The organism is Arthrobacter sp. UYEF3, from assembly GCF_040546245.1.
Lineage (GTDB): Bacteria > Actinomycetota > Actinomycetes > Actinomycetales > Micrococcaceae > Arthrobacter.
The window spans coordinates 298,900-317,900 of the sequence record NZ_JBEPNK010000001.1 but is presented as its reverse complement, the minus strand read 5'-3'; the positions used below and the strand labels follow the sequence as shown (position 1 = coordinate 317,900).

Annotated in this window: 14 protein-coding genes; 1 reads left to right on the top strand and 13 read right to left on the bottom strand. The window is 61.2% G+C overall.

Annotated elements, in window-relative coordinates; translation table 11 throughout:
• Positions 1-837 precede the first annotated feature (837 nt).
• The 9 genes from ABIB14_RS01420 to ABIB14_RS01380 all read right to left on the bottom strand — a co-directional run bounded on the left by ABIB14_RS01420 (position 838) and on the right by ABIB14_RS01380 (position 13,061).
• Positions 838-2,427 carry a hypothetical protein gene (locus ABIB14_RS01420; protein WP_354233522.1) on the bottom strand — a complete coding sequence of 530 codons (1,590 nt, stop codon included), beginning with the start codon at positions 2,425-2,427 and terminating at the stop codon, positions 838-840.
• 191 nt (positions 2,428-2,618) lie between these two features.
• The gene (locus tag ABIB14_RS01415; RefSeq protein ID WP_354233521.1) at positions 2,619-4,622 is read right to left on the bottom strand and encodes a DUF6270 domain-containing protein; all 2,004 of its coding nucleotides are present in this window, start codon (positions 4,620-4,622) and stop codon (positions 2,619-2,621) included.
• A 92-nt stretch (positions 4,623-4,714) separates the two neighbouring features.
• A complete protein-coding gene (gene wecC / locus ABIB14_RS01410; RefSeq protein WP_354233519.1) occupies positions 4,715-5,968 on the bottom strand; it encodes a UDP-N-acetyl-D-mannosamine dehydrogenase in 1,254 nt (417 codons plus the stop codon).
• Positions 5,969-5,979: 11 nt separating this feature from the next.
• Positions 5,980-7,887, bottom strand: coding sequence for a glycosyltransferase family protein (locus ABIB14_RS01405; protein WP_354233518.1), 1,908 nt, complete (start codon positions 7,885-7,887; stop codon positions 5,980-5,982).
• Positions 7,884-8,714, bottom strand: a complete 831-nt coding sequence (locus ABIB14_RS01400; RefSeq protein ID WP_354233517.1) for an ABC transporter ATP-binding protein — start codon at positions 8,712-8,714, stop codon at positions 7,884-7,886. Before ABIB14_RS01400 ends, ABIB14_RS01405 begins: the two co-directional genes overlap by 4 nt.
• 52 nt (positions 8,715-8,766) lie before the next feature.
• Positions 8,767-9,654 (bottom strand): ABC transporter permease, encoded by an 888-nt coding sequence (locus ABIB14_RS01395; RefSeq protein ID WP_354233515.1) that lies wholly within the window; start codon positions 9,652-9,654, stop codon positions 8,767-8,769.
• Complete coding sequence (locus ABIB14_RS01390; protein ID WP_354233513.1) at positions 9,654-11,411, bottom strand: glycosyltransferase family 4 protein; 1,758 nt, start codon at positions 11,409-11,411, stop codon at positions 9,654-9,656. The genes ABIB14_RS01395 and ABIB14_RS01390 overlap by 1 nt, the downstream gene beginning before the upstream one ends.
• On the bottom strand, positions 11,408-12,673 hold the full coding sequence (locus ABIB14_RS01385) for a glycosyltransferase family 4 protein (RefSeq protein WP_354233511.1): 1,266 nt from the start codon (positions 12,671-12,673) through the stop codon (positions 11,408-11,410). The genes ABIB14_RS01390 and ABIB14_RS01385 overlap by 4 nt, the downstream gene beginning before the upstream one ends.
• 1 nt (position 12,674) lies before the next feature.
• Positions 12,675-13,061, bottom strand: a complete 387-nt coding sequence (locus tag ABIB14_RS01380) for a hypothetical protein (protein WP_354233510.1) — start codon at positions 13,059-13,061, stop codon at positions 12,675-12,677.
• A 515-nt stretch (positions 13,062-13,576) separates the two neighbouring features.
• Here ABIB14_RS01380 and ABIB14_RS01375 point away from each other — a divergent pair.
• Positions 13,577-14,080 (top strand): DUF3515 family protein, encoded by a 504-nt coding sequence (locus ABIB14_RS01375; protein WP_354233509.1) that lies wholly within the window; start codon positions 13,577-13,579, stop codon positions 14,078-14,080.
• Between the two features lie 73 nt (positions 14,081-14,153).
• Here ABIB14_RS01375 and ABIB14_RS01370 read toward each other — a convergent pair whose 3' ends face one another.
• Genes ABIB14_RS01370 through murA form a run of 4 tightly spaced genes read right to left on the bottom strand, consistent with a single transcriptional unit; the run spans position 14,154 to position 18,528 of the window.
• Positions 14,154-15,302: a D-alanine--D-alanine ligase family protein gene (locus tag ABIB14_RS01370; protein ID WP_354233508.1), complete on the bottom strand. Its 1,149-nt coding sequence runs from the start codon at positions 15,300-15,302 to the stop codon at positions 14,154-14,156.
• 2 nt (positions 15,303-15,304) lie between these two features.
• Complete coding sequence (locus ABIB14_RS01365) at positions 15,305-16,354, bottom strand: NAD(P)H-dependent glycerol-3-phosphate dehydrogenase (RefSeq protein ID WP_354233548.1); 1,050 nt, start codon at positions 16,352-16,354, stop codon at positions 15,305-15,307.
• A gap of 8 nt (positions 16,355-16,362) precedes the next feature.
• Positions 16,363-17,193, bottom strand: a complete 831-nt coding sequence (locus ABIB14_RS01360) for a lysophospholipid acyltransferase family protein (protein WP_354233507.1) — start codon at positions 17,191-17,193, stop codon at positions 16,363-16,365.
• A gap of 9 nt (positions 17,194-17,202) precedes the next feature.
• Complete coding sequence (murA, locus tag ABIB14_RS01355) at positions 17,203-18,528, bottom strand: UDP-N-acetylglucosamine 1-carboxyvinyltransferase (protein ID WP_354233505.1); 1,326 nt, start codon at positions 18,526-18,528, stop codon at positions 17,203-17,205.
• Positions 18,529-19,001 lie beyond the last annotated feature (473 nt).

Here is a 19,001-nt window from a genome sequence, read left to right as displayed (position 1 = left end):
TCCCACTGGAAGGACAGTACCCCGAAGAGGTAGACCCGGCCGCCGGTTTCGTCTTCCAGGACGGCGGCGGCCCCAAGCTCCACCGCCTCGGGCGGGCACAGGGGAAGGGGCGGCTGCGCGGTCATCCTGCCCATCTTCCCACCTCCCGGAACCTAATAGAATCTCCCCCTAATTATATGACACTGCGGGCAGAATTGAAAGACCCTGGACCCGCAAAATCCCCGCCAATCCGGGAAACCCGGCCAGCCCCCGAATCCCCATGTCAGGAGCCCTGACTCACCGGGCAGAACCCCGTCAAAGACGTGTCAGCCACGCACAACCCCATGATTTCGCAGGTCCAAGGAGGTGGCTCCAGATAACCAACAACACCGCTATCAAGAACATCAAGCGCACCGCGCGCGGCTACCGCAACGCCGCCAACTACAAATCGGTTATTCTCTTGAGAAGTGCCGTCCGGACGGCGGTATGACACTCACCCGGGAATCACTTTCCCCACGAACCACGAAGAGCCCACTCACCCGGGAATCACTTTCCCCACGAACCACGAAGAGCCGCATTCGGAGGCGGTAGTTGTATCGGTTGCAGTAGCCGCGGGCCAGGGGACGGTGGAGTTCGATGATGGCTTCGGTGCCGCCATTCGATGGGCGTTGCGTGGTGAAGTAGGCCAGGAATCGAGACTGCTAGGAAGATAGGCGAGGGACTACAATCTATTTCCGAGCCATGACGCCCAGCCGAATACCACAACCACCTGGGCACCTCGCAAGGCGACCGTAAAACGACAGCCACCCACCAGTTACGTCCTGTCCCAGTGTTGGAAATAAAGATGCAAGCTTCTGCTTAGGGCCGCCTATCAAGTGTTTTATCACCGAATGCTATGGAGGTGTTCATATTCAGAACTCCCTGTGCAGGCGAAATTTCAAGACACCAGCAGGGCTCAGAATTGTATTGTTTGACAGCACGCCAGCCCTTCGGCTGCTCCGCCTGAGAGCCATGGTATACCCGGACACCGTTATCACCCTCGGTTTCGATGACGAGAGACGCATCGTCTACATCGACACGTACGCCCGACGGATTAAACGTGAGTTGCGCCCGCCTCGGAAGGATGAATCGCTGGACTACTGGTTCCGTGGCATCCGGCGCTGAGTATGCGTCGTTGATTTCTATTTTGGATCGAGACAGGAACGTGTATCGACGCTTGGCTTTGTAAAGATCATCGATTACGTATGAGCAATCGAAATACTCGTAGCCCTTATCGTCCACGCCACGGGTTAATGACCCGGATTGCCGTGGTGGATTAGCCGAAAATACGTCGCGGGGAACAATATCGTCAAATCTTGTGAAGTATAAACCGGAATGACCTCGCTGTGAGACGATCGACCTTCCGATCCTGTCAGTGACATCATAACTGAGCAGTCCAGCGTCAATTAGCAAATCGACGCCTTTGTATTGGATGCGAATCGATGTGTCGTCGAATTGTTTATGCACGACACCTTTGTTGCCGGAGATAATCGACACATATTGTTCATCATCCTTGCGGACAAAGATTCCATTCGTAGGTGAGTAGAGTTCGCCAATTCGCCCAGCGTAGGGCGACGGCCCCCCCGCGTCGTCGCCTATTGGTGGGATCGTTCCATCGGGAAAGAGTTGAAGAGCAAGGGAGTCCCTCGCCAATTCCATAAGAGCTTTCCACTTCACAAGCATCGGGTCGTCTTCCCCTTCTGTTTGTGAGAGAAAGGTAATCATAGTCTCGATTACGCGCATGTAAAGAACTTGGTAAGCCGGAGTGTTCTCATTTGCAATGCCTTCTTCATCGAAGGCCCCGCGAATGATCTCATCAAAACGACCTTTACCCAATTCTTTGCACCGAGCCGCCATATCCGTCTTACCCTCGAACGCGAAGCCCACATGTGCCAATGAGCGGGTAAGCATCATGCCGTGATTGTTCGCGGTGATCATTCCATCCGCGGTCGCCGACAACGCAATTGTCTCAACAAAGTCGACTAAAACTTTTTCCCTATCGGGAGTGAGTTCCCCCTTCTCGATGAGCGAAGCGTAGGTAGTACTCACGACAAGGAGCTGAACTGAGTGAGCATGGTCCAAGCTGTTCATAGGACGGTAGCCTGGCTTGCGCAGCTGTTCTTGGAAGAAGCGCGCATAGGACGAAAAAACTGCGGCTGTCGTGTCCCAGTCCCCGTAGTCCCAGTAGAAGTGAGGGGCGTACGAAAGGCTGTGAAACCAAAGCCTGGACGTAATGGGATCATCGGCGAAATCATGAGCCCATTGGGTGTCTTCGCCTCGTATCAGCCCACGGCGGCCATTAGGAAATGTTACTTCGTAACCATTCTCAATTTTTGCGATCGACCAGACCGACGAAAGATCCTTGACGAAGAGCCGAGCATACTCTTCTATTTTGATTTGCTTTTCCATGCTTAACTACTTTCACTTAATCTCTTCAGGATTTCTGGCAGGCTCGACCTGCCACCTCTTATGGGAGAATACTCAAGTAGGGCCCGAGCTATCTCATGGATCCCAGACGGAAATACGCTCATACATACCGCAGCGGGACGCGGCCTTACCGGACCGATCAAACGAACGATACCTAAATACGACGGGCCGGATCAGTCTGCGGCAAGCATCTTCTCCACCTCGAAGAGAAAGTATTGATTCAGCTCGGCAATGTAGTGATAGGGCTGCCGCCCCCAATGATGTTCGGATCCGGCGACCAGCATTTCGTCCGGATAGTCGATGAATCGAATGCCGGGAATCAGTTCAATGATTTCATAGAGTTCGCGAAGGAAGGCATTATTCTTGGCAATCCATCTCGCCTGGGCAAACGCGTCTCCAGCATCGTCGGTGGTCGCCCAATAAACGCGATTGACAATGATGCGGGATGGATCCACAATTTCAAGAAGTGACACGATGCCAGCCTTGCGAAGTGCCCACCCATTCTCGCTCCACGGTTCATGCTTGAGTGTGGCTGGCACGTTAAGGCCTGCCGCCGCCAGCTCGGGGGAATCCGTCACGACGGAACCGCAGAAGTCCACCGTGCTCATGCGCTCGTCGATGAAGTCCAAAATTAGAGCATCGAATTCCGCACTTCGCAGGTCTACTGCCAGCGACTTGATGACATCGGCAGTCGCCATGCGTCGTTGGAAAGGGCTAGTCAGTGATCCAAGGTCGATCTGATTCTCCCAATCCAGAGGACGGGCAGCAAATGCGCTTCCCAAGGACGACCGGGCTCTGTAGTCGACGATTTCGATGTCGGAATCGAGTTCAAATGGATCCCGCGACACGCAACTGCCCCAGATGAACACTTTAACGGGCTTGGACTTAGGAGCGCCACGGAACTGCATGCCAAAAATCTCAAGCCGAGCCACACGAATGTCCAATGCGGGGTTGTTCCAGCGTCGGAGGAGAACGGACGTGCAGAATACGCCGTCGGGCAGGTTTAGCGTCACTGAGTAGTCTGATCTCCCTGGGCGCGACGCGAGGTACCGAAAATGACCGATTCCCGGCACCTGCGAAAAGGACAGCCCGAGTTGGCGGAGTTCGTCCTGCATATCGTCCGGCCCCAAAGGGATTCCTGCCGAATCCACGAGGTCCAAGCCCAGCAGCGCGTTTCCTGCAACGGCATCCGCCCCGCACTCCAGCGTCAGCTCCACCTGGATCGCGCGATCAGTGGCTCCTGTCTCGACCCGCAGCCCCCGTTCGTCGAGCGCAGGAATCGGGTGACCCACGGCAATCAACGCCAAGCCCGGGCTGGGCGCCGGTGAAAACCGCTCTGCACTAAGGGGGAACAGCCTTTCGACTTCGCCCATCGAGTTCACCCGCGGAAAGCGGTTGAGATCCTTCATAATACTCGCTAGCGCCTCATCAGGGCCGCCTTCGACGCAACGGAGAGACGTGTCCTGCGAGAGATGCCTAACCCACAGGTAGCCCGCTTTACGTGAGTCCAGAATAACGGGATTGTAGCGGTCCGACTCGTGATGGGGCGCCTCTACGGGACGGATAACCTGTCCAGTGCCATCAAACATGCAGATACTGAGAAGACCCACGGCGATCAGCGGACTCCAGGCGCTTCGCGGATCATAAAAGCATCCGTCCTTCCACAGCGCTGTGTACCCGCTGCCCAAACTAACCTGCATCCCGACGTTTGCGGCGGTGACGTATGGCCGCATCTGCTCAAAGTAATCTGCGGACAACAGGTCATCGTCATCGAGTCGGAACCAGCCGAAGGGTGTCCCTGCTCCACCAGTTGGGCTGTCCGGGCCGAAGATTTCCCTGGCTACTTCAAGGGACGAACTTTCGGTAGTGTCGCCCGTATGCCGGTCGAGTACAAGAAAGTCGAACTGCCGCCGAGCTTCTTCCAACCGCAGCTGATATGTTGCGGGCAGTGTTTCTGAGTAGGACACGACGTGGCGGTAGTCAACGCTTGCCGAGGCCCGCTGCAACTGCGGTAGAGAAACGTCTAGGAAGATCTCGCTTCTCACGTCCAGCCGTTTCGTTGAATACAAGTAGTCCCGATATTCTTCGAGAGACCCAAATCTGCTGCCGTTCGACGCCAGCCAATTGGGTGACTCCGGTTTCAGTAGGCTGAACCGTGTCTCTCCAATGAAGCGCATGATAATTTCCCTCCAAGAGATTTGTCGCCCCCCAACCCCCGGCAACGGTGCTACGGCTGGTGACGGCGGTGACTTGTTGCAAGCCGCAACCGTCAGACCGAAAGGATCCCGCGTGTATCGATAATGACTTTGCCGTCCAGATCAAGTTGCCCCGCAGCCTTAAAGTCATCGTGGTCGACGAGCAACACTACAATACCTGAGTTCTTCAAACCGACTGTCAGATCCGTGAGCTCCACGTTATCCAAACCTGTGAACTGATGCGGCAACTGCTCGACGTGCGGCTCTACGACATTGATCTTCGACTCCGGTGAGCGCTCAGCGACCAACCTGGTGATTTCAACGGCCGGTGACTCACGGAGATCATCGATGTTGGCCTTGAACGCGAGTCCAAGGATGGCGATCTGAGTCCCTAATGGTGCCGCTTCCAAGGCTTGAATAACTTTGTCAACCACCCATAACGGTTTTGTGTCGTTAACGGTCCGCGCGATTTTAATCAGCCTGGCTTGCTCAGGGGCCTCAGCAACGATGAACCACGGATCTACCGCGATACAGTGACCGCCGACTCCCGGTCCTGGCTGGAGGATATTCACGCGGGGGTGGTGATTAGCGAGTCGAATCAGTTCCCAAACATCGATCCCCAAGCGGTCGCTGATTACGGACAGCTCGTTAGCAAAGGCAATATTAACGTCGCGAAACGAGTTTTCCACGAGCTTTGCCATTTCCGCCGTGATGTCATCGGTCACATGGATTTCTCCCTGGCAGAACGTCGCGTAGAGGGCCTTCGCCCGCTCGGCAGCTTCCTGTGTGATGCCTCCGATAATGCGGTCGTTGGTCACGAGCTCAATCATGACTCGTCCCGGCAGAACGCGTTCGGGGCAGTGGGCCAACAAAATTGCCGGCTTCCCGCCAGCTCCGTCCAGGGAGAGGTCGGGCCGGAGGTTGAGGATGTAGTCAGCAAGGTGCCTCGTGGCCCGGGGAGGCGAGGTCGACTCCAGGACAACGAGTTCACCACCCTCGAGTTGCGGCGCAATCCCCCGCGCCGCAGCTTCAATGTAGCTGAGGTCTGCCGACCGGTCTGCGCTGAAAGGAGTAGGCACTGCGACGATATATGCGTCTGCTTTGGGAGTATCCAGGGAAGCCCGGAGGCTCCCTCTGCTGACGGCGCCGGCCACGTGAACCCCGAGGTCCGGTTCCACGAAGGGAACTTCACCTGCGTTCACGGATTCGACTGTTCGCCGATTGACATCAACTCCGACAACTTCGAAGCCGTTTGTGGCAAGAATTGCCGCCGTCGGCAAGCCGATATACCCCAGTCCAATAACCGCTACTCGTTGGATGGTACCCAAGACAGTTCCCCCTAGATGGTGATGTTTTCAGTTGGTCGACCAAAAAATTTGATTGGTCCGGATGCAAGAAGTTCTTTGTCAGCGATGTCCCAGGTATGGCCCGTTCCACGCCGAATCTGGCAGTAGTTGAAACGGTCCGCCGAATAGATCGCCCCACCGGCGAGCCCGACAGCCTCAAGGAAGCGGGTATCTTCCCCTCGGTTTCTTAGCTCGAAGGGGTGAGCTTCGAAAACCGAGCGAGCCGCCGTAATAGTTGGACCGGCGACGAGGCGGCCGAATCGGTGCTCCTTGTGGGCAGAACGAAGAATTGTCGCCTGGTTCGACAGGAAGTGCATGTAGTGGGCCTGCTTCCCGACGACTGCGGCCTTCGAATAGTCCAGTGCATTGAGCATGTCTAGCATGTAGTCCTGCCCGTAGAAGTCGTCGTCGTCGACCTTGGACAGCACCTCCCCCTTCGAAGCGGCCACGCAGAGGTTCAAGCACTCCCCCAGGGTCCTTTCGCGAGGCGCTGAAAGGAATTGGTAGTTGATAACGCCGTGGCGTTGGGCAAGATCTATCAGCCTTTCCTCGGCTACCTCAAAGCCGTGGGTCAGCAGAACCAGCTCCAGCTCCACGTTCCGCTGGGTGCCGACAGTCGTGAAGACGTCTACCAATTGCTGCGGCCTAAAAGTACAGACCAGTGCGCTCACAGTGGGTAGAACTCGTGGTTTTGCGAGTTCTGGGGCTACCGCCCCCACCACAGTTTCTGCACGGTGAGAATACGTGTGAGCTTCCCAAATACGGCGCTGGGCTCTATGGACAATCCTGTCCCGATATTCCGGGTTGGCCACCACGGACCGGATCTGCGCAGCGGCCTCGGCCCGGGTGGTCGCCACGAGCACCTCGTCACCGCCGAAATAGGTGCCAATCGCTACCGACGCCGAGCTCACCACCGGAGTGCCGCTTGCTGTAATCTCAAAAATCCGTCGCGCGCACATACTTGGGGAATCGACGACGGAATTAACGTTCAGGAAAACCTTGTAAGAACGGTAGGCCGTTAACATCTGCGGGTAGGTCAGGCTCCCCACTACGTGCGAGGCAAACGGAGCGGGAAATTGATAGTGGGGGTCCCGACCCAGTTGCCGAGAGAATATCTCAAATTCGAACTCGCCTTTCGCCGCAGCGTCCGCGGCACCTCCCAAGAGCATGTCCATCTGAGCACGGCGCCCAGGATACTTGTGAGAGAAATACATCCCGGCGAATGCGACGCCGCGAGTCTGGTGCCCGCGCCCCGGACGTATCGGGTTGTGAAGCGCAGGCTGCGCGGCGAAGGGCAACACGGCGACTCGCTGATGTCCCAGAGCCGATTGGTAGTCGGGAATCTTGTTGGCATCGCTCGTAAACACAAAATCAAACAGACGCGCGGCTGGGAGGAAATCATCGAAATGTGGCGGATCCTCCTTGTTCCAAAAGACCGTCGGAATGCCACTATTTCGGCACCAATCCATCAAGGCGAGGAATTCGGGCTTGGGGCCAGACTCTCCGGTGAGCTGGTACTTCCAGTCGCCACCATTTCCGTTCCAGGCGGACTCTATAAATACGAGGTCCACCGGAACTGACTCGAGCTGTTCGCGCCAGTTCGTTCGCGACAGAACCAACGTGTTCCATTCGAAACCGAACGCCGCTCGGGAGAAGTCGTCCAAAATGATCCCAACACGCAGATCCACCCGACGCGGCTTGACCTTGGGTGCTTCGAACGGTCTGAAACTCAGACGCCGTCGGCGGCCCCTTCCCTTCCAGCCACCCTCGGCGCCCCTGATGTTCGCGGGAATGTGATGTCCTGCTTCGGCGAGGCGACGCAGGTACCACTGTCGAAGTTGACGGATGCCACCTTTACGAACATGCCACAGCGCAGATCGGGCATTGCGAATAAGTGTCACGACGGACTCCCGGCGCGGCGGCCTTGGATCCTGGGATGGATCTCGGTGACGACCAACGCGGAACGCGCCTCATCTTTGATCTTGGCGGCCGAAATGTTGTTTCCCTTGGCGAGGTGATCCGTGAAGCTTTTGTATGCGCCAGTTGTCTCTGTGGGCTCACCATCCATGATCAGTTCCCCGTTATCCAGCCAGAGAACTCGTGTGCACATGTCTACAATTGTGTGAAGACTGTGGCTCACCAGAAAAACACAACCCGCATTCTGCCGTAACTCATCCATTCGTTTACGGCTTCGATCCACAAATTGAGCATCACCTGTATTCAAAGCTTCATCAACTAAAAGAATTTCTGGATCCACAGCCGCCGCAATTGCAAAACGCAACCGTGAGCCCATGCCCGAAGAGTATGACTTCATCGGCAAGTGGATAGAATTAACCAGCCCTGAAAGCTCAACTATGCTGTCAAATTTCTTGTGTATGACCGACCGCTCCATACCCATTGCTAGGCAACCCAAGACTACGTTCTGGTCTCCGGCCAGATCGGGAACCAGCGCAGCGTGAACGCCAAGCATGATGGGAGTGCTCGATGCGTAGACGGCACCGGACGTCGGGCGGCCCTGTCCACTGATCAACTTCATCATGGTGCTCTTCCCCGAGCCGTTGCGGCCGATGATACCAACCGACTCGCCGCGTTCCACCACAAGGGATATGTTTTTTAACGCGTCAACGCGGACCTTTTTTTGGCGACCAAGTGCCCTATTCAGAATCCTCTGCCTCCGGCTGGCGCCGCCTGGACCGCCTTTCGCAGTGGAGTCGACACTGTAGCTCATTCGAACGGAGTCCAAAACGACACAGGGACTGCCATCGACGAATACGGCGTCCTCAGTCGCGGCCATAGTTCTCCTCCCCACGCCAAAAGAAAATAATACCAATCATCAAGGTGCCCAAGGCGAAGACGGCCAAGGTAACCCAGGACTGCCACTCTGGTATTCGGTTGTAAAGAACACAGTCCCTGACGATATTGATGACGTTGAATAATGGATTCAACTTCATCATCTCCAATAAGACTGGATGCGTGATAAATCGATCATAAGAGTAGAAGATGGCAGAACCATACATCCATAGCCGAATAATGAACGGCAAAAGATGAGTTACATCATTTATCCGAGAGATTATTCGAGCCAAAATTAGTCCAATGCCCAGGTTGAAGACGGACATCAGAACCAATGCTGGAATTATTAATAGCCAAAGAGGACCGATGAACTCAACAGGCGGCAAGATTATCACTATCAGCAGCATCGCAATAATGAGTGGAACGGCGGCGATCTCTTCACGCAAATTCGCACCTATAGGCAACGCCGCGCGGGGAAAATTGAATGCTTGGACAACGGAGCGGTTGCTTTGTATGGATCGGGCCACGGACGTTACGGCACCTGCACTGAACTGAAAGACAAAGATTCCGGTGACCAAATAGCCTAAAAAGTTGTCAATTCCGCCGCTGGTTTGCAGCAAAACGCCGAAAATAATATAGTAGGTTAGGCCGTTGAATACCGGATTAAGAAGCAACCACGCGCTCCCTAAACGGTCGCGCCGAGTTCCGCTCTGCACACGGGCGCGGGCGTCATAAAAGATGAACTGCCGGAAATCCCACAATTGAACGAGATAGTCCAAGAAGCCGGGACGCGAGCCGACGCGCGTCAGCCGGCGCATGTCGACAGATAACGGCTGGACAAACGGCTGGGCCGGCCCCACTTCGGTTTCTGCGGACACTAACTATTCTCCTCATTTTTCTTGATAGACAGCTCGTTGTAACCCGTTGCCACGGCTTTGGCGTTTGCAGCCCAAGTTCTAGTCGCCAAGACCTTCGTCCGGCCGGCGTCCCCCATGGACGCTCTCAATAAGGCCTCCGTCAGCAACACCCCCAACGCTTGTGACAACTCCTCCGGGTTTTCCGGCTGCACCAACAAACCATCGACGCCGTCGTCAACAATCTCCTCCAGCGCCGGCAACCTGCTTGCCACCACAGGCCGGGCGCAGGCGAGTGCCTCAACCGGTTTAAGGGGGGTCACGGACCGCGTGACGTCAAGATCTTTGCGTGGCACAACAAATACATCCAAAGCTTGGTGATATCTCGCTGCCTGCTGCCGCGGAACCCTCCCCGTGAAGATGATCCGGTCGCTAAAGCCGGACTCACGGGATTGAACCTCAAGTGCGGGCCGGGAGACGCCATCACCCACAATTAGCAATTTGAGCTCCGGAAATCTCGTAGCCAGCAGCGCAAACGCTCCGATGAGGCAGTCGAGGCCCTCATAGGCTACCAAACTGCTCACCGTGCCGATGTACTGTCCCGCCTCGTTGAGTCCAAGCTCACGACGCGCGGTCGCAGGCGCCGGCGGTTCGTCGAGGAAGTCCCCGCCTACGGCGTTAGGAGCGATCAAAACTTTCTTTTCCGGGATGCCGGCCGCGACGATGTTGGCTTTCATCGCGCTGCCCAAAGTCACCACCAGGCCTGCGTCCCGCATGACCTCGGCCTCGCGTTCCTGGAAGAGCCGGTAGTACTCGCTGCTCTTAGCCGCCGCACCCCGCGTCGACGCCCAGGTGTCGGCAAGTTGCCCGCGCACCTCATACACCCAGGGAATGCCCACGGCCTGGGCCACGGCCCGGACTACCAGAGCGTTAGCGTAGTGCGTGGTGGTGTGCAGCACGCTTGGCCGGAACTCCAGCACGACGTCCAGGAGTTCCTCGGCCTGTTGTTGCAGCCTCGCGTCCATCGTCGCAGCCAGTTTTGCCGGAAGGAGCCGCCGGTAGCGGACACCGTCCACCACGTCCACCGGCTTCGCCGTTATCTTGCCGATCTGGACGGGGTAGCCCAGCCTGGTGACGGCCAGAACGTCCCAGCCTGCGGCCTGCTGTGCGGCAAGAATGGAATGGGATCGCTGCGCGTAGCCGCTCGCTGTGTGCGGGAGCGAGTTGGTCAGCAGGTGCAGGACCCGTCGTGGGACCGGGCTGTAATTTCTGCGGCCCAGTTGAGGAGCCTCCGCGCCGGAAAGAACGCTCACTTCCGCGGCCAGGCGCGCCCGCTGACTCCGGCTCGCCCTGCCGTCACCTTCCAGGAGCGTGACGGCGTCGCTGACGGCGCCGTCGTACCACGACCGTCGCGCCAGGGTCCGGGCCAAGCCAGCAGCGCCGCCTGCGCGGCCGAGGAAATCATCGGCGAGGGCGGGTAACCGGGCGGCGAGAGCGACGTCGGCGAGGCGCCGGGCGTGCTCCCCTGCCGCCTTGGCACTTGCGGGCTGTGAGAGCCGGTGCTCCACGTCTGCGTCTTCGCCGGCCACTAGTCCGGCGAGAAGAACAGGGAAAGCGCTGGAGCCGTGAAGGGCGAGACGTAAAACCGCCGTCGAGAGCGGCCGTACCAGAGTTAGCGGCAGACGTCGGCTGAACTGCAGGAGCAGCAGGAGGGGATCGTCGGTCAGGTGGCTCCCGGCCACCCCCACGGCCAGCCGGATATTACGGAAAAGCTGGGTCATCGGGCTGGGACCGGCTCCCGGCCAAGCAACTCGGCAATGAGGTCCATGTACCGCCCGGCCAGCTGGCCGTAGTCGGCGTTTTCTTTGACCCATTGACGGCTGGCTTCGGCCCGCACCAGCCGTGATCGGTCCGATGCGAGCTCGCGCCACAGCTCGGCGACGGCCTCCGGAGTGCTGGCCACGATGTCCCCGGCCTCGGCGTCATCGATGATGCGCGCGGCCTCGCCCTTGACGATTGCCGTTACGTGACGGCCCAGGGACAACACCTCATAGGTCTTGGAAGGGACCGTGGTTTCGAACGATTTCCAGTCGTCCCGAAGCGAAATGATGCAGGTATCCGCCGAAGCGTAGCGGTCAAGGACGGCCTGGCCGTGCTGAGGCTGGTGAAAGGTGACCGGAGCCTCGAGCTCGCGGGCCAACTTTTCCAGCGCCGGCGACTGTGTCCCGTGCCCCACCAGGTGCAGGTGCATCGCGTCGCCCACCAGTGCACTGGCGCGGATGACGACCTCCAAGCGCTGGCTTGCTCCGTGGTTGCCGAGGTAGAGCGCCTCAAAGATCTCACGCTCCGGTTCCGGCGGAGGAAGGAACGGGATGGTGTCCACATGCAGGCCGTTGCTGACGGTCGCAACATTCTTAAGTCCCCGCAGGCGGAGGGTGTCCGCAAACCCCTCGGTGACGGTGACCACCAGGTCGGCGCGCCGTTGGATGAACTCGACGGCCACCTCAACCACGCTCTTAATGCGGCCTTTCACCATGCGGGAGTCGCGGGCGAGGTCCGGCCAGGCGTCCCGCATTTCAACGATTAGCGGAACCCTGCGAGCACGGGCCAAAAGGTAGCCCGCCGCGAGGATCGGCAGGCTCGGCGCGGTGGCGAGCACGACGTCGGGCCGGCGGGTCAGGAGGCCCAAGGGCACTGTCATCCCGGCCGAGAAACAATGATCGACGAAGCGCGCCAACTGGGAGTTTCCGTGCGGCAGGTATGGAACGCGGCGAATTATCTCGGTGAACTGTCCTTTTTGCCGCCGGAAGGCTCGTCCGGCCCGCTCAGGGGGAAGTTCCCGCCGGCCCGACGGGGCGTGGGCCACCGGCGTGACGACGTCGATATCCCACCCCGAGGCGCAGAATTCTTTCAGGAGTGCCGTCCAGCGGCGCTGCGGAGGGCTGCTCTCGGGCCAATAGGAATGCACCAACAGGCTCACCCGGACAGGACGAACTTCAGCTTCGGCGTTGTTTGACAGGCCCTGGAAGGTGTTCCGGGACATGCTACTTTCCGGCCTTCGCCGCGGACCGGGTACCCTTAGCGCCCAGGGCGCGGAAGTAGGCAAACCCTGCCCCGAGCAGGATCAGGACAGTGACCAGCTGGACGCCGAACGGGCTTCCTGTTGCTGCTGTCACCGCTGCTTGGATAACCGGGGCGGCGTGGGCAACCGGGCCGGCCAGCGTCGGCTCCGGTGCAGGTGTCTGGGGCGGAGCCTTGGCGGCAGCGCTCTCCGATGGCGTCGGTTCCGGCGACGGTGAACTGGTCTCCGCCGGCTGGGCGGCGGGCTGCGCCGGGACGGCCGGGGGGATGACTGCGGCCTTGTTTTGGACCGGGTTGCCGCCAGCCGGCGCGGGCGCTGCTGGGACCGCCCAGTCCACGGACGGCGACACTCGATCAGGGTTCGGAGCTGGAGACGCTACGGGCCCTGCGGGGATAGTCGGCTGATCGAGGGGTGGCCCCTGCGTCCCGGGCGCCGTCACTTCGGGCTGGGGATCGGGCGCCGGTGCCGGTGCCGGCTCTGGATTCGTGGGGGTGGAGGGTGTCTCCGCCGGCAGCGGCAGCACAATGGTCCCACCGGGACTGGGCGCGGGCGTGGCCGGGTCGTCCGCCTGAGCGGGGGTTGCACCAAGGCTGAGGGTGAGAAGCACGGCTGCGCCGAGTGCCGCCGTCGTGCTTCGGATCATGGCCGTGCGGCCGGCGCAGCGTGACGAGTTCAAGTATTCCCCCAAAGCAATATCCAATTCAGTGCGTCGTAAAGTTCACCGACGTACCGGGTGTCCAGGCCACCAACGTGCGGCGGCACCGAAAGCATTCTACAGCCTCCCCGGCACGTCCGGCAGCAAGCGGCCAAGGGCTGTTGTTGTCCCCGTCCGGGCTACCTCACCCACCGGGATAGGCTGGATGGATGCAACAGCTCCGCCGGCCCGGTTCCCTTCGTCCGCTCCGCCTTTTTGCCACTGCAGCCGCCGCCGGGCTGGTGCTCAGCGGCTGCTCCCCCGCCGTCGACGTCGCCCCCGCCAAGGACGCGGCGAACGCGGCATGCGCGCCGATGATGCTCGCGCTGCCGGACAGCATCGGAGAGGCGAAGTTGCGCAAGACCGACAGCCAGGCAACGGCGGCGTGGGGGGACCCGTCCCTCGTGGTCCTGCGCTGCGGCGTCAACGTTCCCGGCCCCACCACCGACCGCTGCGTCAGCGTCAACGGCGTCGACTGGGTGATGAAGGAGGGCGATCCGGTGTGGACGCTGACCACCTTCGGACGTGACCCCGCCACCGAGATCCTGATGGATCCCAACAAGATCAGCTCGGCCACCGTTCTGGCCGAGCTCTCCGGCCCGGCCGCAAAGATCAAGGCGAACCGGAACTGCGTGGGCCAGGCGGACCTGCAGAACCTGCCCACCGGGCTGTAGCGACCGAGGCGCTGGGCCCACGCCGGCAGGGTTCCCTGGCCGAAGCGGAGCGAGGTTAGGGTGCCCGTGGGGACTAGCGGAGGCCGGTCTTGCGGTGCAGGGCCAGGTGGATCAGTTCGTCGATCAGCTCCGCGTAGTCCAGCCCGGAGGCCTTCCACATCTGCGGGTACATGCTCTTGGGCGTGAAACCGGGCATGGTGTTGATCTCGTTGATGATCAGTTCGCCCTCGGGCGTGTAGAAGAAGTCCACCCGGCTCAGGCCCTCGGCGCCCACGGCGTCGAAAGCGACGGCCGCCAGCTCGCGGACCCGGGCGATGGCCTCAGCAGGGAGGTCGGCCGGGCAACTGAGCGCCGCGGCGTCGTCCTCCACGTATTTGGCGGCGAAGTCGTAGAAGACGTGCCCGCCGCCGGCGACGGAGATCTCACCCGGCATGGATGTGCGCGGCGCGTCTGTTCCGCGGCCTTCGAGCACGGCGCATTCGATTTCCCGGCCGACGATGCCGGCCTCAATCACGAGCTTGGGATCGTGTTGCCGGGCGGCCTCGATGGCGGCGTCCAGGCCCTCCAGCGAATCCACCTTCGAGATCCCCATCGAGGAACCGGCCCGCGCCGGCTTGACGAAGACCGGGAAGCCGAGGGCGTCCACGCGCTTGCGCACCAGCTCCGGATCGTTGAGCCACTGCCGGTCCGTCACCGCAAGGTAAGGCCCCACGCGCAGCCCGGCGGACTCGAACACCACCTTCATGTAGTGCTTGTCCATCCCGACGGCTGAGGCCAGGACGCCGGCGCCGACGTAGCGGGTGTCGGACAGTTCCAGCAGGCCTTGGATGGTGCCATCCTCACCGAAGGGCCCGTGGAGCAGCGGGAAGACCACATCCACGGAGCCGAGTTCCTGGGGTACCTGGTTGGGCGCGGCCACGATCAGCTGGTGTTCGCCGCCGATCTCGGCCAGCGTCACGGTCTTCTCCGACGGCGCGACTTCCGGCAGTGAGCTGGCGGACAACGACCACTCACGGGTGTCACCGGAGGCCAGCACCCACTGGCCGGTCTTGGCGATCCCGATCGGAATCACCTCATACTTTGCCTGGTCGATCGCGCCGAGCACGCCGGCGGCTGTGACGCAGCTGACGGCGTGCTCGCTGGAGCGGCCGCCGAAGAGCACCGCCACGCGGGGCCGGGAGCGGACCGCCTGGGTCTCTGTAGTCAAGTTCTTCTCCGACACTTTTAGTAATCGCCTTCGGATTTGAGGTCCCGGGACAGCAGCAGCGGGCCCAGGTCGTCTACGGACAGTTTTCCGGCCAGCACCGCGACGACGGCGGCGGTGATGGGCATCTCGACGCCCAGCTTGCCGGCCAGTTCGTGCACCGCCTGCGCCGACTTGATGCCCTCGGCGGTCTGCGTCATCTCGGTGGTGACCTCGTCCAGGCTCAGCCCTGTGCCGAGCAGCCGTCCGGCGGTGTGGTTCCGGGACAGGGCCGAGGAACAGGTAGCGACGAGGTCGCCCAGGCCCGCGAGGCCGGCCATGGTCCGGACTTCGCCGCCCAGGGCGAGCGTCAGCCGCGAGGTCTCGGCGAGGCCGCGGGTGATCACGGACGCCTTGGTGTTGTCGCCCATCTCCTTGCCCTCGCAGATGCCGACGGCGAGGGCGATGATGTTTTTGACGATGCCGCCGATTTCGACGCCGACCACGTCCGACGTCGTGTACGGGCGGAAATAGGGCGCCGTGCAGCTGCGGGCAATCCAGCCGGCCGCCGCCGCGTCGGAGCAGGCGACCACGGAGGCCGTCGGTTCACCGCGGGCAATCTCCATGGCCAGGTTGGGTCCTGACACCACGGCAACGCGTTCGGCCGGAATCTCGAGCTCCTCGCAGATGACCTCGCTCATCCGGGCGTCGGAGTGCAGTTCGAGGCCCTTCATCAGCGACACGACGAGCGCGCCCGGAGCAATCAGGTGCTTCCACTCGCGCAGTTGCGGCCGCAGGGTCTGCGCGGGGACGGCCAGGACCACCAGTTCGGCACCGTCCAGGACGTCCGCGACGTCAGTGGAGGCGGTGATGCTGGCCGGCAGCGCGATGTCTTTAAGGTACTGCTCGTTGCGGTGCACGGTGTTGATCTGGTCCACGACGGCGGCGCGGCGCCCCCAGAGGCGGATGCTGCGCTCGACGCCGGACGCGTCGGCCGCGTCGGCGAGGATCTTCGCAAAGGTGGTCCCCCAGGAGCCGGCGCCGAGCACGGCCACACGCACGGCCGAGCCGGCGGCACTAACGCCGGGCAGCTCTGCCGTCACTTGAAACCGTCCGGGGCACTGCCGGCGTCCGGGGCACTGCCGGCGTCCGGGGCACTGCCGGCGTCCGGGGCAGCACCGCCGGGCTTACCGCCGCGGTCCACGAAGCGGCCATGGCTGGACTGGTTGTGCTCCGAGGGATCCCACCGCACCAGTGGCGGCTGACCGCCGCGCAGCGTGGCGAGCAGTTCGGTGATGGCGTCCATGATCACGGCCGTCGCTTCGGTCAGCGTGGCCTTGTCCAGCGGGCGGCCGGCGAAAGCGCTCAGGTCAACCGGGTCGCCCACAAGCACCCGAGAGGTCTTACGCGGGAAGACATGGAACCGCTTGGCGTAGCGCGGAAAGACCTCATGCGCCCCCCAGTGGGCCATCGGAACCACCGGGATGCCGCTTTGCAACGCCATCCGGGCAGCGCCGGTGTGGCCCTTCATCGGCCACAGCTCCGGGTCGCGGGTCAGCGTCCCCTCCGGATAGATCACAATTGCGCCGCCCTCGTCCACGATTTCCTTGGCGAGCTGCAGCGAACGGTTGGCGCCCGCCGTCGAGCGTTCCACCGGGACCTGCTTGGTGTTGCGCAAAACGGCACGCAGCACCGGGACCTTGAAAAGGCTGCCCTTGGCGAGGAAGTGCGGCATCCGATTCTGGTTGTAGAGCATATGGCCGATCACCAGCGGGTCGATCTCGGTGCAGTGGTTGGGCGCGGCGATGAAGCCGCCGGCGGGGAGCTTGTCCAGGCCCTCCCACTTTTTGGTCATCAGCAGGTTCATCACCGGCCGGACAATGCCGGCGGCGATGGCAAAGTTGATGTGGCTCTTGGCCGTTTCCTTCACGTGGTCCCTCTACCCGGCCGTGGTGATGTCGAAGTCGGCGCCCAGGCCGGCGAGCTTCTCGGTGAAGCGCTCGTAACCACGGTTGATGATGTCGATGCCGGTGACCCGGGAGGTACCGGAGGCGGCCAGGGCAGCGATGAGGTGGCTGAAGCCGCCGCGCAAGTCCGGCACGTCAATGTCGGTGCCCTTGAGCTGGGTGGGGCCGGAGATTACGGCTGAGTGCAGGAAGTTCCGCTGGCCGAAACGGCACGGGACGCTGCCGAGGCATTCGCGGTGGACCTGGATGTTGGCGCCCATCCGGACCAGGGCGTCGGTGAAGCCGAAGCGGTTTTCGTAGACGGTCTCGTGCACGATCGACACCCCCTCCGCCTGCGTCAGGGCCACGATCAGCGGCTGCTGCCAGTCGGTCATGAACCCGGGGTGCACGTCGGTTTCGAGTACCAGCGGGCTGAGCTTGCCGCCGGGGTGGTAGAAGCGGATGCCGTCGTCGCCGATGTCCATGCCGCCGCCCACCTTGCGGTAGGTGTTCAGGAAGGTCATCATGTCGCGCTGGGTGGCGCCTTCGACGAAGATGTCGCCGCGAGTGACCAGGGCGGCGGAGGCCCAGGACGCGGACTCGTTCCGGTCGGACAGGGCCCGGTGGTTGTAGCCGCCCAGATCGTGGACGCCCTCGATCCGGATGGTGCGGTCCGTCTGGACGCTGATGATGGCGCCCATCTTCTGCAGCACGGCGATGAGGTCCACGATCTCGGGTTCCGTGGCCGCGCCGGTCAGTTCGGTGATGCCCTCCGCGCGGGTGGCGCTGAGCAGGACCTGTTCGGTTGCCCCGACGGACGGGTAAGGCAGCGCAATCTTGGCGCCCTTGAGTCCATTGGGAGCGGAGATGTGGATGCCGCCCGGGCGCTTCTCCACGACGGCGCCGAACTGGCGCAGCACGTTGAGGTGGTAGTCGATGGGGCGGTCGCCGATCTTGCAGCCGCCGAGGTCCGGAATGAAGGCCTCGCCGATGGCATGGATGAGCGGTCCGCAAAGCAGGATCGGAATGCGCGAGTCGCCGGCATGCGCGTCGATGGCAGTGTGCGAGGCCGTCTTGGCATTGGTCGGGTCCAGCGTGAGATCCCCGGTCACCGGGTCCTTATCCACCGTGACCCCGTGGAGCTGGAGCAAGCTGGTGACAACCTCAACGTCCTTGATTTCGGGCACGTTGCGCAACACGGACGGTTCATTGCCCAGCAGGGCAGCAACCATCGCCTTGGGGACAAGATTCTTGGCCCCCCGGACGGTGACGCGGCCGGTCAGCGGGACGCCTCCGCGGATTGTCAGAACACTACTCATTTACCGGTTTCCTCACGACTACTCGCCCCCAATCCTTACAAAGGCACCCGCTAAGCATAGGAGCTTGCGTTACCGATCCGAAATACGGCGCGGCCGGGACGGCACGGAATGGATGGTTTGGACTGGGATGCCAGGAGGCGTTTCCAGGTTGTCCCGCCACTGCCCCGCGATGCCGGACGCGCACGTTTCTGGCGCCAATTGGCGCTTGCGTCGCGGCCGCCCAACCGGTCCTGCGTTATTGTCTGACCCCTGAGGTTCACTTGATTTATGGACGGAAATCGAGGATCAGAGGCGGCTTCATCAGTGGCGGCGCAGCACCGGCGGCTTAGGGAGTTGAATTCCGCCCTGGACATCCTGCTAACGCGGCTCCAGTTGGCCGTTGTGTTGGGCAGCGTTCCAGGCGTTCTCTCCGGACCTGAAAAGGCCCCGATGCATCCCGAAGCCTTGGCACGACTCCGCCAGGCCATAACTGT